Annotated in this window: 7 protein-coding genes and 2 tRNA genes; 7 read left to right on the top strand and 2 right to left on the bottom strand. The window is 44.2% G+C overall.

Features of this window, described 5'->3' with window-relative positions; all coding sequences use genetic code 11:
* Position 1 precedes the first annotated feature (1 nt).
* From ECHVI_RS13425 to ECHVI_RS23690, 5 genes are all read left to right on the top strand, one after another.
* Entirely contained in the window at positions 2–1414 is a 1413-nt protein-coding gene (locus ECHVI_RS13425; RefSeq protein ID WP_015266547.1) for a RagB/SusD family nutrient uptake outer membrane protein, read from the top strand.
* Between the two features lie 74 nt (positions 1415–1488).
* On the top strand, positions 1489–2778 hold the full coding sequence (locus ECHVI_RS13430) for a serine hydrolase domain-containing protein (RefSeq protein WP_015266548.1): 1290 nt from the start codon (positions 1489–1491) through the stop codon (positions 2776–2778).
* 11 nt (positions 2779–2789) lie between these two features.
* Positions 2790–4322, top strand: coding sequence for a glutamate racemase (locus ECHVI_RS13435; RefSeq protein WP_015266549.1), 1533 nt, complete (start codon positions 2790–2792; stop codon positions 4320–4322).
* Positions 4312–5874, top strand: coding sequence for an N-acyl-D-amino-acid deacylase family protein (locus ECHVI_RS13440; RefSeq protein ID WP_015266550.1), 1563 nt, complete (start codon positions 4312–4314; stop codon positions 5872–5874). The genes ECHVI_RS13435 and ECHVI_RS13440 overlap by 11 nt, the downstream gene beginning before the upstream one ends.
* Before the next feature lie 244 nt (positions 5875–6118).
* A tRNA-Asp gene (locus tag ECHVI_RS23690) sits at positions 6119–6242 on the top strand.
* Positions 6243–6482: 240 nt separating this feature from the next.
* Here the strand turns inward: ECHVI_RS23690 and ECHVI_RS23695 are convergent.
* Positions 6483–6653 carry a hypothetical protein gene (locus ECHVI_RS23695; RefSeq protein WP_015266551.1) on the bottom strand — a complete coding sequence of 57 codons (171 nt, stop codon included), beginning with the start codon at positions 6651–6653 and terminating at the stop codon, positions 6483–6485.
* A gap of 583 nt (positions 6654–7236) precedes the next feature.
* Here ECHVI_RS23695 and ECHVI_RS23700 point away from each other — a divergent pair.
* Positions 7237–7360: transfer RNA gene (locus ECHVI_RS23700), tRNA-Asp, on the top strand.
* An 815-nt stretch (positions 7361–8175) separates the two neighbouring features.
* Complete coding sequence (locus tag ECHVI_RS13450) at positions 8176–9339, top strand: glycoside hydrolase family 43 protein (protein ID WP_015266552.1); 1164 nt, start codon at positions 8176–8178, stop codon at positions 9337–9339.
* Between the two features lie 165 nt (positions 9340–9504).
* Here the strand turns inward: ECHVI_RS13450 and ECHVI_RS13455 are convergent, their stop codons facing one another.
* On the bottom strand, positions 9505–13560 hold the full coding sequence (locus tag ECHVI_RS13455) for a hybrid sensor histidine kinase/response regulator transcription factor (RefSeq protein WP_015266553.1): 4056 nt from the start codon (positions 13558–13560) through the stop codon (positions 9505–9507).
* Between the last annotated feature and the right edge of the window lie 77 nt (positions 13561–13637).

Consider the following 13637-nt stretch of genomic DNA (forward strand, 5'->3'; position numbering starts at 1 on the left):
CATGAAAAAATTACATTTATATATAATCACAGGAGCATTCTTGACCGGGAGTATGTCCTCTTGTAGTGAAAACTTCCTAGAGATTGATCCAGAGCAAAGCGTCTCCACCAATAAGGTGGTAACCGATGTAAATACGCTACAGACCGCGCTGAATGGTGTGTATAGCAAACTTCAGGATGATGGATACTATGGCCGGTCAGTATACATTATTCCCGAATTGATGGCCGATAACCTATATCTAAGCCTTCGAAATACAGGTCGATATTTGGATTACCACAATTTTATCGTCCGAGAACAAGATTCCTATGCTGAAGATCTCTGGAATACCTCCTATGAGGTAGTGATCAATGCCACCCGTGCCATTCAAGGAGGGGAATCCCTGGAGGTCGCTGGAGATCAGCAGGTAGCGGTAAATCAATTGATGGGGGAGGCATATGCCTTGCGGGCTTTGGCCCATTTTGACCTTACCCGGTTTTTTGCACAGCCCTATAATTTTACGGCGGATGCAGGACATTTGGGTGTTCCAGCCATTGCCAGTATAGGGGATGATCCCATTTCTCCGGCAAGAAATACCGTAAAAGAGAATTTTGACTTGATCATTGCTGATTTAAACCAGGCAATAAGTCTGATGGGCAGTAACAGCGCTCAAGGTACATTTTCAATAAATGCTGCCAAAGCCTTATTGGCCAGGGTTTATCTATATGCGGCGCAATATGAACTTGCTGCAGAGATGGCCTCAGAGGTCATTGAAAGTGGGGACTATGAACTGATATCAGCAGAAAACTATAGCACCGTTTGGGCACCGGATTTTAATTCGGAAATCATTTTTGAGATCGTCAACACCTTAGCTGATAACGCGGGAACCAATGGTTTGGGGCATTTCTTTGCAGCGGAAGGATATGCAGATGCCCTGGCCACAGAGGAACTGTTTGGGCTCTATACGGCATCTGATGCGCGTAAGACCGCCATCGTCAGAAAGCCGAAGGTCGGCGCTGAGGATGACGCGCTATTTGTGATGAAGTTTCCCAGAGGAGCATTGCAGGATGATAATGTAAAAATCTTGAGATTGGCTGAACTGTACCTGATCAGGGCTGAGGCATATGCCAAAACCAACCAGGAGGCCATGGCACTGGAAGATCTCAATACCATCCGTCAAACCCGTGATCCTCAGGCTACTCCGGTCAATGCCACTGGAGAGACGTTGGTTGAACTGATCTTGACAGAGCGCAGGAAGGAGTTGGCTTTTGAAGGTCACCGATTATTTGACCTTAATCGTAATAAAATGGGAGTAAACATTGATCAAGGCGAAGAAGTGTTGACGGCTTCTTACCCTAATGAGCGGTTTATCCTTCCGATTCCATTGGCAGAATTGAATGCAAATCCAAATATAGCACCCCAAAACCCAGGGTATTGATAGGGTAGTGGCAAAGGGGGAAGTGCTAATTTCCCCCTTTTTGTTATATATTGAGTAAAGTTAACCTTCTATTTATGAGAGTAATCCGTGTTATTCCGTTTTATTTTTGGGCAATTTTACCAATGGTTGCCGCCGCATGCCAATCCAAAAATGCAGTGCTCCATGCCAGCCATCCCAAAACCGCCCAGCTGGACAGTTTGTTTGGCTATTTATATGCGGAAGGAATGTTTAATGGTGCTGTGGCCGTGGTGGATCATGGAACATTGATCTTTAGAAAAGCCTATGGGGTGGCCAATCTGGAAGACAGTAGTGTCTTTGAAAGCCAAACCGCGATGGAAGTGGCCTCTGTTTCCAAACAGTTTACCGCTGCTGCCATCATGGACCTGGCTCAAGATAGAAAGTTATCCATTTCAGATGATATCCGCGCCTATCTTCCTGAAGGGTTTCCCTATGAAGGCATCACCATCAAGCATCTTCTCAGTCATACTTCTGGAATGCCTGATTATACCGAATATTTTAAAGCGCATTGGCCTGAGGATCAATTGGCCAATAATATGGATATCGTTACCTATTTTATAGAACATCAGCCTGAAATAAAGTTTCTGCCGGGTACGGATTATGATTACAGCAATACGGGCTATGTGCTTTTGGCAGAAATTGTCGAAAGTGCCTCTGGGCTCAAGCTGGATGCCTATCTTGAGAAGCAATTGTTTACACCTTATGCGTTCCAGCATGCGGGGTTTTATCGACGTTCAGAAATCTATAATATGCCCCACTACGCTCCTTCATTCCGGTGGTCCAAGGATTCGTGCCGATATGTTCGGCCTGAGCATTTGCCAGGTAAGGCTTATTACTATTTTCTAAGTGATCGATTGGGGCCGGGGAGGCTGTCATTAAGTGTGGAGGACCTGTTGCAGTGGGATCGCTTGCTTTATCGTGATGATTTTCTTTCCAGCGAGAGCAAAGCCGCCATGTTTACACCGGTCAACTATAAAGGAGTGGAAACCGATTATGGTTTTGGCTGGCATAATTATATTGATGATAAAGTCGGTGCAGTGAGTTATCATACCGGAAGCTGGGCTGGAAACCTGAGCTATATCAAGCGATTTAGGGATGTGCAAAGTACTATAATCCTGCTAAACAATACCAACAGTCCCTACATGAAAGCCATTAGAAATGCAGTGGATGCCATGCTTACTGATCGGACAGTGGAGCCTATTTATCCATCCCTAAAAGAGCGGTTTACGATGGGGTCTTGCCAGGACGGATTTGATGCTAAGCAGTGGCTGGAGGAGGTTGATTTGGCCGAGTATAGCTTTACTGAAGAGGAATTGGCCGCTATAAAAGATACTATTCACGATTAACTACTAATAACATGTCAAACCTAAAAATCTGGAGTTGTTTAATAGCCGTTTCCGTATGGATGATCAGCTGTGATCAAAGCAGCACCAAGGAAAAGGTCTCCGAAACAGCTTCCGATAAACTTCCCATTGAAAGCGCCATTTTAGAGCAACCAAAGAGTTTTTTTTATGTGGATTTTGAACACTATCCTGAAATGGACAAGCAGCTGCCCATTGGTGTCTTTGATTCCGGGACAGGTGGACTTACGGTCTTAGATGCGATCGTGCGGTATGATGGTTACGATAATACAGACAAATCAACTGGAGCCGATGGAACTCCCGATTTTGATAAGGAAACATTTATTTATTTGGCCGATCAGGCCAATATGCCTTATGGAAATTATTCGAGTGAAGATAAGACGGATCTATTGGTGGAGCATATTGTCAAAGATGCCCAATTTTTACTGTCCAACAAATATTACAAGAATGCGAATGCTCTGAGCCCTAGCCAAGATAAATCGCCCATCAAAACGCTTGTTATTGCTTGTAATACGGCTACGGCCTATGGAAAGGAATTGATTGATGAGTTTATCGAAAAGGCCGGGATCAATGTGCACGTCATTGGGGTGATCGATGCGGGAGCCAGGGGTGTGCTGCAAGTTTTTGGTCCAAAGGGAAATGGGGCCATTGGGGTCATGGCCACGGTGGGTACGGTAGCTTCCAAAGGCTATGAAAATACTATCTTGAGAATCAAAGAGGAGCAAGGGTATACCGGAAAGATCCGAATTTATAATCAAGGTGGACACGGCATCGCCGAGGCAGTAGATGAGGAGCCAGATTTTATCCATCATGATGCACAAAAGCCAAGGGTAAATTACCGAGGACCATCGTTGGATCATGAGGAGTTTAAGATTGACAAGACCTTGTTGGATATCTATAACTTTGATTTTGATCATTCCAAGATGCTTTGTGATGCGAAGGATACTGATGATTGTACGGTGTTACAACTAAACGACACGGAAAACTATGTGCGCTATCATTTGGTTTCGCTTATGGAAAAGATCAGGAAAGATCCAGAGGCACTTCCGCTGAAGGCCATCGTGCTGGGGTGTACCCATTATCCATACCTGACCTCAGACATTAAGATGGTATTGGATGAACTATATGATTATCGGAAGGAAGGGAGATATATTTACCGGGAGTTGATGGATGAAAATGTGTCTATTATTGATCCCTCGGTAAAGGTTGCTGAAGAGCTGTATGTTTATTTGAACGCCCATGATCTTTTTAATCCTTCAGGGGACATGGCCAAAAGCCAATTCTATATCAGCGTTCCCAACACGGATAATCCCCAAGTGACAACAGACCAAAATGGACGCTTCCCCTATGATTATAAGTACGGTAGGAAGGCAGGCGAGATCCAAGAATATGTTAAGGTGGTACCCTTCGCACCTTCCAATATTCCTAATGAGACAGTGGAGCGACTTTCGGGTTCCATTCCGGCCACATTTCAGTTGATTCCGGGATTTAGCGCACAACATAAAGCACTTAGTGAGCATGAAAAGTAACATAATTGGGCAGCCTTGGCTATTGCTATGGGCCATTATGCTCATGGCGGCATGTACGCCACCAGTGGAAGTAGATGTACTGATCACTGGTGGATGGGTGTTGGACGGCAGCCATTCGCCAGCAAGACGCTTGGACGTAGGAGTGACAGGTGAAAGAATCAGTTATGTAGGGGTTCCCGGAGAGCGAAAAGTGATCGGTAAGGCTGTCGTTGATATCGATGGATTGTATTTGGCCCCAGGTTTTATCGATCCGCATACCCATGTGGAGCGTGAACTTTCGGATCCCAAACAAAAAAGCAATCTTCGCTACCTTAGACAAGGGGTGACTACGGTATTTGCAGGCAATGACGGGAGCAGTCCCATGCCTGTGAAACGGAAGCTGGATGAATGGGATAGAAACGGTATCGGTACCAATGCGGCTTTGCTGGTGGGGCATGGATCTGTTAGGAGAGTGGTCATGGGCATGGAAGCAAAGGAAGCCGATGCGCAAGCTCTGAAGGAAATGGAGAAGTTGGTGCATAAATCCATGGAAGAGGGAGCATTTGGAATTTCTACTGGGCTTTTTTATGCTCCTGGAAGTTTTGCTACGATGGAAGAAGTGATTGCCTTGTCCAAGGTCGTTTCAGCCCACGATGGAATTTATGACACACATATGCGGGATGAAGGGTCCTATAATATTGGATTGATGAATGCCGTCAAGGAAACCATCGCTATTGGAGAGAAGGCAGGAGTTAAGGTTCATATTTCACATATCAAATGCCTTGGGACTGATGTTTGGGATAAAAGCCCTGAAGTCATCAAACTGGTTGAGGATGCCAAGAAACGTGGTGTTCATGTCACCGCAAACCAATATCCTTATTTGGCATCCAGGACGTCTCTCAAAGCTGCTTTGGTACCCAGATGGGCAGAGGATGGTGGTTATGAAAAAATGGTGGAGCGGTTTGATGACCCCGGGTTAAGGGATACATTGGTGGCGGGTATTACAGAAAATCTTCGAAAAAGAGGTGGGCCAGAATCACTGATATTTTCGGATGCAGTGGATGAAACGATGAACGGAAAGAGCTTGGGAGATATCGCTAAAAAGTGGGAAATGGATTTGCCGGAAACCACCATGCAGGTACTTCGACAGGATGGTGGAATCAAGGTGATTTCTTTTAACATGAAGGAAAGTGACCTGGAGCGTTTTATGCAACAACCTTGGGTAATGACAGGGTCTGATGGCGGGGCAGGTCATCCGCGTCAGTTTGGTACTTTCCCTCGGAAAATGCACCAATATGTGGAGGTTGAAAAAGTTATTGACCTGCCTTTTATGGTCCATAGCTCTTCAGGGCTTACTGCCGAAACCTTTGGTGTAAAAGAGAGAGGGTTTGTTAAGGAAGGGTATTATGCGGATTTGATTGTATTTGATCCGGAAAAAGTGAAAGATATAGCCACATTTGAGCGTCCATATGAGGAAGCACAAGGGATGGATTACGTGTGGGTCAATGGGGAGCTGATCATCAATCAAGGAAACTATACTGGGAAATTGGCAGGAAAGGCTTTGAGGAAGTGACTGTGGGGAAAAATGTAACCGCGGGCAGGTAAGGTGAAGGATAATATGAAAGGATAGCAATTTGTGTAATCGGGTCCACTTTTACGGGTGGTTCTCATGTTTTTGCTTTTCCAATTAATCAACAGAAGAGTGTTTTTAGTGATAAAATGGAAAACATTAAATTAATTTGTTGAATTATTTGTAAAATAAAAAAGGTGTTATTACCTTTACATTATAAGGAAGAGACAAAAGGTCTTTCAGAAACTGTAGGGTGATGAAATTGGCAGACATGCCCCCCTGTCTCGGGGGTGGGGAGCCTTGGATAAAGCAGACATGGAGCTCGTGTTTTGCCTAACTGCCCCGTGGAGGTTCGAGTCCTTCCCCTACAGCAGGTTATTTTGGGTTTATTGTTAATTGACTAAAGCTATGGGATTGTTTTCATAGCTTTTTTTTATGTCAAAAATCGACAGTTATTTCGGTTGGGATATGAAGATCTATCCAGTCGCGGATGAACACGGTTAAACACCGATAGGATGCATAAGGCTTTGCAAATCTGTGTTCATCTTTTTTATCGGAATTATCATATGCCGTCAAGGCTCAAAGCAATTTTACATTCCTTTCAGTTCAGGTTACAGCATCCACTGGGTCAAGTTAAATTGCTGGGAACCAGGATTCATCTTCATGGGGAATACAAATCCCCTGTTCAGGAAACTACCATGATCACTAGGAATCTGGTAGGTAGCACATCCGATGACTGGCCCCGTAGGGGCGACACATCCATAGCCATGGGTAAAGCCCATGGTAAATTAGCACATCCAACGTTTTCCGTTTTAGCCGTATTGTCCTCCCTATTTCCCATAAATTTCCGCTAAAACCCGTTCAGTGCCCCTAGAGGAACCCATCACTTAACGGTGTGAAGTATTCTTTCCTAAAAAAATTGTTCAACGGTCATCCGTTGGTAAAGTGGCTTGATCCCATTCATCATCAAGACGGGGGAGGAACCGAAGTGTTAAGCTAGACTTTCAGCCTGAAAGGAAGAAATTATGCCGTCTACACCCCAAATCCTGGCCTTGGGCTAGGATGATCCTAGGCTTTCAGCCTTCGGTTCCAGCATTGGTTTGGGGACAAATATTATCTGGAAGCGCCTGCAATGCTATTAATTATGTTTACTTAATAGCTCTACTTTAGTACTCCTCCCGAGTTTCGTGCTGGATTAGCATTGCTGTCTTTTATGATAGATTCTTTTTTATGAATTAGACAATAAATCTCGTTTAAAGATGTGAAATAGAAAATTTTGAAATTAATTTGTTGAATTATTTGTAAAATAAAACAGGTGTTGTTACCTTTACATCATAAGGAAAAGACAAAAGGTCTTTAAGATACTGTAGGGTGATGAAATTGGCAGACATGCCCCCCTGTCTCGGGGGTGGGGAGCCTTGGATAAAGCAAACATGGAGCTCGTGTTTTGCCTAACTGCCCCGTGGAGGTTCGAGTCCTTCCCCTACAGCAGGTTATTTTGGGTTTATTGTTAATTGACTAAAGCTATGGGATTGTTTTCATAGCTTTTTTTTTATGTCAAAAATCGACAGTTATTTCTCCTGGGATATGAAAATCTATTCAGCCACGGATGAACACGGAGAGACACCGATAGGATACTTAAAGCATTGCAAAACTGTGAACATCCCTTTTCTTCTTGACTTCAAATAACTTTAAGGTTTGCCTTTGACCATGAAGAGAGTTCCCTGCCAAAGTTTGGGTGTGCTGCTTGTTGATCAGGCCATCAGTGCCCCATCCTATCTACGAAAGACATTTTTTAAATGCTCCATGAAATCATCATGTTTGCTTTCATCCAATCTTTGGTTGAAGAGTTCTTCTTTTAAGGAAACTGCCCCCAGAAATATAAGACCAAGCGTAAAAGTGATGGACTGCCGGTTTGCTTAATGGTAAGCCATGAATAATTAAAAATGCCACCAAACCCCAAAGGCACCAAGCGCATGCTGTAACCTGCACCGAAAGAGATTTATAAGGGTTTTATCTTATGGAGCTTTGGTGGCGTATCATTGTTTCGATAGATTGAGAAAGTTATCTTCTCCATTAATAGTGCTTTATCCAGCAAGGGCACAGGTGATTAACTAAACCTTCAAAATTAACCTTTGCCAAAGGAAGATTAATAATTGGTGGGCTTTACCAGACCATAACCTCAGATGGGCATCGTATCTTTGAGGACCTTTTTTCCTGATAAGTGCTATTTGTTGATGAAATTTTTGGTGTCGGGCACAAGGAAAAGCCTTAGTTTTAACCATCATTATAAAAAAGTTTTCCATGAAATATTCCCCAATTAATTATCACGTAATACCTTCAATCCTTGGTTTCGCCTTTCTGGTTTTATTTTCATGTAACCCCAAGGAGCATTCAGATGAGGAAGGAACGGAAGGTGATGAGACCGACATGGCCAGCATGTACGCTAATCCATTGGATGTAGCTTTTGGAGATCCGTATATCCTAAATGATGGTGACGGAAACTATTTTATGTATGGCACAGGTGGTGGTGCAGAGGACGGTTTCGCCGCATATTCATCAGATAACCTTGTGGATTGGAAATTTGAAGGGCAGGTGTACCGCGGGAATACCGAAGATTCCTGGGCGTCAAAGTTCTTTTGGGCACCTGAAGTATATAAAATTGACGGAAAGTATTACATGTTTTTCAGTGCTCAGTGGAAAGTAAATCCCACCAATGAAGAAGAAAACTTCATGATTGGAGTGGCGGTATCGGATAGCCCTACAGGTCCTTTTACCGAAATGCATGATCGTCCGATCTTTGATCCGGGATATCCCATTATTGATGCCAATGTATATGAGGAGGATGGACGATATTACCTTTATTACTCTCGGGCATGCTACAAGCATCCAGTGGAGAGTGAAGTAGCTAAATGGGCAAAGGAAAAGGGCTGGTATGATGAAATAGAGGAAAGTTGGGTGTATGGTGTGGAGCTTAAGCCTGATTTTTCTGGGATAATCGGCGAGCCTGTGCTATGCCTAAGGCCTCCATTAAAGATGGATGATGCGCAAGCTGAATGGGAGAGCCGATCAGTGACGAAGCAGGAGATCAATCGGCGGTGGACAGAAGGGTCGGTGATTTTTAAACATGAAGGTACTTATTACATCATGTATTCCAGCAATTACTACGCGGGCCAAAATTATGCAGTAGGCTATGCTACTGGCAAACATCCATTGGGACCATTTACCAAAGCCAGCAATAATCCCGTGCTGGAGCTTAACACGCACAAAGGCGGGGAGGTCACGGGGACGGGACACAACAATATTGTTTTCTTGGATAATGGAGAAATGTATTGTGTCTATCATGGCCGCACCAAAGCATCAGGCCAAGATCGGGTGGTCTTTTTGGACAAAATGGAGATCAAGGACGATGGGACGTTGGTAGTGCAAGGCCCCACAACCAGTGCCCAGCCGATGCCTATCAAATAGCCATACGGGAGGGCCAAGAATAGGTTAACGCGAATGACAAAGGTCCACACCGTAGTTTTGTGGCTAAGCAGGGTTCATCATGTCGCTCCATCCGAGATAGCTTTTCAATATTGGCGGTTTGCTTTCCAATGCTCCCCACAGAAGGTTTTGTGTCAGAACTTGGAATCAGCGTATTTCGGAGCTTTTGGTAAAATCCTTGGGCAGTTCTCCAAACTGTTTTTGGAAGCATTTGGAAAAGTAAGAAGGGGAGTTAAAGCCTACTTTCTCACTGATCTCCGTTACCGTGTATTGCCCGCTTTGGAGCATCTCTGCGGCTTTTTTAAGCCGTACCAGGCGGATATATCCATTGGGCGTCATTTTAGAGACACCTTTGATTTTGCGCAGTAGGCTGGATTGGCTCATGCAGAGGATGTCTGCCATTTCATTGACCCCAAAGCGTTCATTGCTCAGATTTTCCAGGATCGCTTCATTGGCTTGGGAAAGGAATTCCTCGTCTGCACGGGTATGCGCGATGGTTTCCACGTTCACCATGGGTTGATTGGCAAAAGCCTGGCGCACTTGGTCCCTATAATGAAGTAGGTTTTTGACCTGTAAGCCAAGATGGTCAATGCTAAACGGCTTTTCCAGGTAGACATCAGCTCCCATTTCCATGCCTTCAATTTTTGATTGCAGGGTGTTTTTGGCCGTGAGCATGATCACGGGGATATGGCTAAAGTTGACATCGGATTTAATGGTGTCACAGAAGGTGAATCCGTCCATGACAGGCATCATTACGTCTGTGATGACCAAATCAATGGGCTTATCCTTGAGCTGTTGGATACCATCCTGCCCATTTTCAGCGCGATAGACATGATATTCTTCTTTTAGTTGATCATAGAGGAACTTTTGCAATTCCTTGTTGTCCTCTACCACTAGGATCGCTCCTTTTGAGGCAGCAGGCTTCGGTGATTTGGTGGTTTTGGTTGGGCGGTCCGGGGCAGGTTGCTCAGCAGGGATTTCTGTGATTTTAATGGTGTTTTTCTGCTTGATCGGTAAGTCCAGGACAAAGGTGTTTCTGTTTTGGGGATAATCGGGATCTACATGAAGGCTGCCTCCATGCATTTCGGCCAGGGATCTGGCCAAAGGAAGGCCCAACCCCGTGCCGGTGGTGTTGGGCTTATTGAATTCATTGCCCTCTTGGAAAAAGGGTTCAAAGATTTTTTCCCGGTTTTCTGGGCTTATAAGGTGGCCATCATTGCTGACGATTACCTTAAAATGGGCTTCAGCAGGAGAGATGGCCATTTCCAACTGTGCAGTGCTTTCTGCATTTTTGATGGCATTGGAAAGGAGATTGCTGATGACCTTGGTAAAGGCCTCTCTGTCAACATCGGCAAAGAAGGGCGCATCGCTTCCCGTAAAATGAAAATTGACTTGTTGCTGTTCTGCACTGCCCTTAAAGCGAATAAAAATATCTTCCAGCAGTTTCCCTATTTCGTTTCGGGTAAAATTTAAGGTGAATCCTTTGTTTTCTGTTTTTCTGAAATCCAACAACTCATTACTGAGCTCGATCAGCCTGTTGGTGTTTTTGTTCATGATCCAAAGGCTTTCCTTGATCTCCGGATTGATAGCATTTTCTTTATTGAGGATGCTCTCCAAGGGCCCCTTGATCAGGGTAAGTGGGGTCCTGATTTCATGGGTTATATTGGTAAAGAACTCGATTTTGGATTGGTAGATTTCGCGCTGTTTTTCATCTTCCAGACGCTTAAAGGCAGCCGCTTGACGGCGATGGATACGATCCTTATAGAATTTCAATATCCCGTACAGCATGATTGCGAAGAGCAGGGTATAAGCCGTATAGGCCCAATTGGTCTTCCAAAATGGAGGGAGAATGGTGATATGGAGCATTGCCTCCCGATCGCTCCATTCGCCAAAAATATCGGCCGTTTTGATTTTAAGGGTATAATCTCCAGGAGGGAGATAGGAGTAGTTGATGCGTTGGTTTTGGGGAAGGTAAGTCCACGTCTTATCGAAGCCCTCCATTTTATAAGCGTATGGAAGGGCGTCTGAGGCCGTATAGCTCAGGGCTGCAAAATCAAAACTCAAAGATGATTGGTCATGTTTCAGCGTGATTTCTGAGGTATTGGTAATGGATGCATTTAGAATGGAGTTCTCTCCTCCAATCGGTACGGGCGTATTGAAAATTTGGATGCCCGTAAAGACTACCGGCGGATCATATTCGTAAGGTTCGAATTCCCGGGGATCGAAGGAAATAAAGCCATTCAGGCACCCGAAGTATAAGGTGCCGTCTTTTGCCCTAAAGCCACTTTTGTAATTGAATGGGTATGGCATCAGGCCATTGTCCTTGGTGAAAAGGCGGTATTCGGTGGTTTGGGGGTTAAATTCCAGCAATCCACGACTGCAGGTGATCCACAAATGACCTGAAATATCCTCCAAAATTTTATAGATGATGTTCGAAGGAAAACCATTGTCTGTATTGAAAACGGTAAAATCATCACTTTTTTCATTATATATGCAGAATCCCCCTCCTTCTGTCGCTATCCATATTCTTTTTTGGCTGTCCTGAAAAATGTTGATCACAGAATAGTGTGGTAAAGCATTCGGGTTTTTGGGGTCAGGTAAGTATGTCCGCATTTCTTGTGTGTTGGGATTGTACTTGACGAGGCCATTGGAATAGGTGCCCAACCATAAATTTCCTTTATGGTCTTCTATCATATCATAGATAAAGCGATTGCCGATCTTATCGATAGAGTTTACGGTGTTGTTTTCCTCGTCTAGTTTCAATAGGCCTACCACTGTACCGAGCCACACTTGTTTGTTTTTATCCACGAGAATACTATGGATCTCGTTGTCATCGGGGGTGTCTAGATTGCTGTGAAAAGGAATGGTTTCTATTTTGTTAGTGTTGAGGTTCATGCGGTTAAGCCCTGTGGCAAAGGTGACCGTGCCAATCCAAAGTTCATTTTCCCTTTTGGCCAGGCCGTGAACATTGTGGTATGAAAGGCTATTGGAAGAATTATTGGGCAAATAGTGCAAGTAGGTTTCACTCTCAGGGTCGTACTGGTTCAATCCTGCATCTTCTGTACCGATCCAGATGGTGCCGTCTTTCCCTTCCTCAAATTCACGGACCCGCTGTCCGCTGATTGTGTTGGAATTTGGAATAGGGTAATGCTTTTTGAATTTGGTGGGGTGGTTGGGAAGAAAGTTTACACCGCCAAAATAGGTACCGATCCACATTCCCCCTTCAATGTCTCGGCTGATGCAATAGATGGCATTGTCTGAGATGGAGTAGGGGTCGTTAAGGTTTTCTTTGAAATGTTTGAATTTGTGTTTTTCAAGATCATAAATAAATAGTCCCGATTCGGTAGCTATCCAAAGTTCGTTTTCTGAAATCTTTTGAAGGTCTCGTATGAAAAGGTTTTTTCCGTTGGGGGCTTTGGTCAGCAGAGGTTTGACATGGCCGTTGTTTTTGTCCATTACCCATACGCCCAAGTCCTTGGTCCCTAAGAGTAGGTTGTTGCCATGATCTTCCATTTGCAGCACGGCAGCTTTGATGACTTCTGAGTGCGTGAGGTATTGCTTGAACTTTTTGGTTTTAGGCAAAAATTTATGGACACCAAGCCTCGAATTGGACACCCATAATTCTCCTTTTTCATCTACCAATACATTAGTAGTGTTGTTGTCATGAAGATTGACGTTGGTTTTGCTGATTGCCTGGTATTGGAAAAGGGAATCTTCGGCCACTTGATATTGGAAGAGTCCTCGGTTATTGACAGCAAAGTAAATATTTCCTTGTAAATCTTCTGTGATTTCACCTACCGATCCGTCAATTTGATTTCCCAAGTTGGAGACTTTATCGAAATGGGTGAAGCTTTCGGTGGAGGAATTGTAGGTGTACATTCCATGGGCCGTCCCAACCCATATAATTCCATTGCTGTCCTCGTGCAATCCATAGATGAAACTATCTGCCAGTCCCGATTTCTTACTGGTTTCAGGGTTGAACACCTTAAAGTTATGACCGTCATATCGGTTTAGGCCATTTTTGGTGCCAAACCACATAAAACCTTGGCGGTCCTGTAAAATGGAAAGGACGGTGCTACCTGACAGCCCATCATCCATGGTGATGTGCTCAAAATAGTAATCTTGTCCTTGGGCAGCACTGCGTAAGAATAACCCTGTACAGAAGAATAGAAGTAAAGGAACAGTTTTGATAAATGTGCGCATAAATGTGTTTTCTGGGTTTATTCGTGTGTTAAATGTACTAAAAAGCGATTGACCAAAAGTTAAGCGCAGTTAAAAAT

It is taken from the genome of Echinicola vietnamensis DSM 17526 (assembly GCF_000325705.1).
In the GTDB taxonomy this organism is placed as follows: Bacteria; Bacteroidota; Bacteroidia; order Cytophagales; family Cyclobacteriaceae; genus Echinicola; species Echinicola vietnamensis.

What these genes read in the sequence shown, in the direction of transcription:
- ECHVI_RS13430 (WP_015266548.1), top strand. Translation starts at nt 1,489, where the DNA reads ATGAGAGTAATCCGTGTTATTCCGTTTTATTTTTGGGCAATTTTACCA.
- ECHVI_RS13425 (WP_015266547.1), top strand. Translation starts at nt 2, where the DNA reads ATGAAAAAATTACATTTATATATAATCACAGGAGCATTCTTGACCGGG.
- ECHVI_RS23695 (WP_015266551.1), bottom strand. Translation starts at nt 6,653, where the DNA reads ATGGGCTTTACCCATGGCTATGGATGTGTCGCCCCTACGGGGCCAGTC.
- ECHVI_RS13435 (WP_015266549.1), top strand. Translation starts at nt 2,790, where the DNA reads ATGTCAAACCTAAAAATCTGGAGTTGTTTAATAGCCGTTTCCGTATGG.
- ECHVI_RS13440 (WP_015266550.1), top strand. Translation starts at nt 4,312, where the DNA reads ATGAAAAGTAACATAATTGGGCAGCCTTGGCTATTGCTATGGGCCATT.
- ECHVI_RS13450 (WP_015266552.1), top strand. Translation starts at nt 8,176, where the DNA reads ATGAAATATTCCCCAATTAATTATCACGTAATACCTTCAATCCTTGGT.
- ECHVI_RS13455 (WP_015266553.1), bottom strand. Translation starts at nt 13,560, where the DNA reads ATGCGCACATTTATCAAAACTGTTCCTTTACTTCTATTCTTCTGTACA.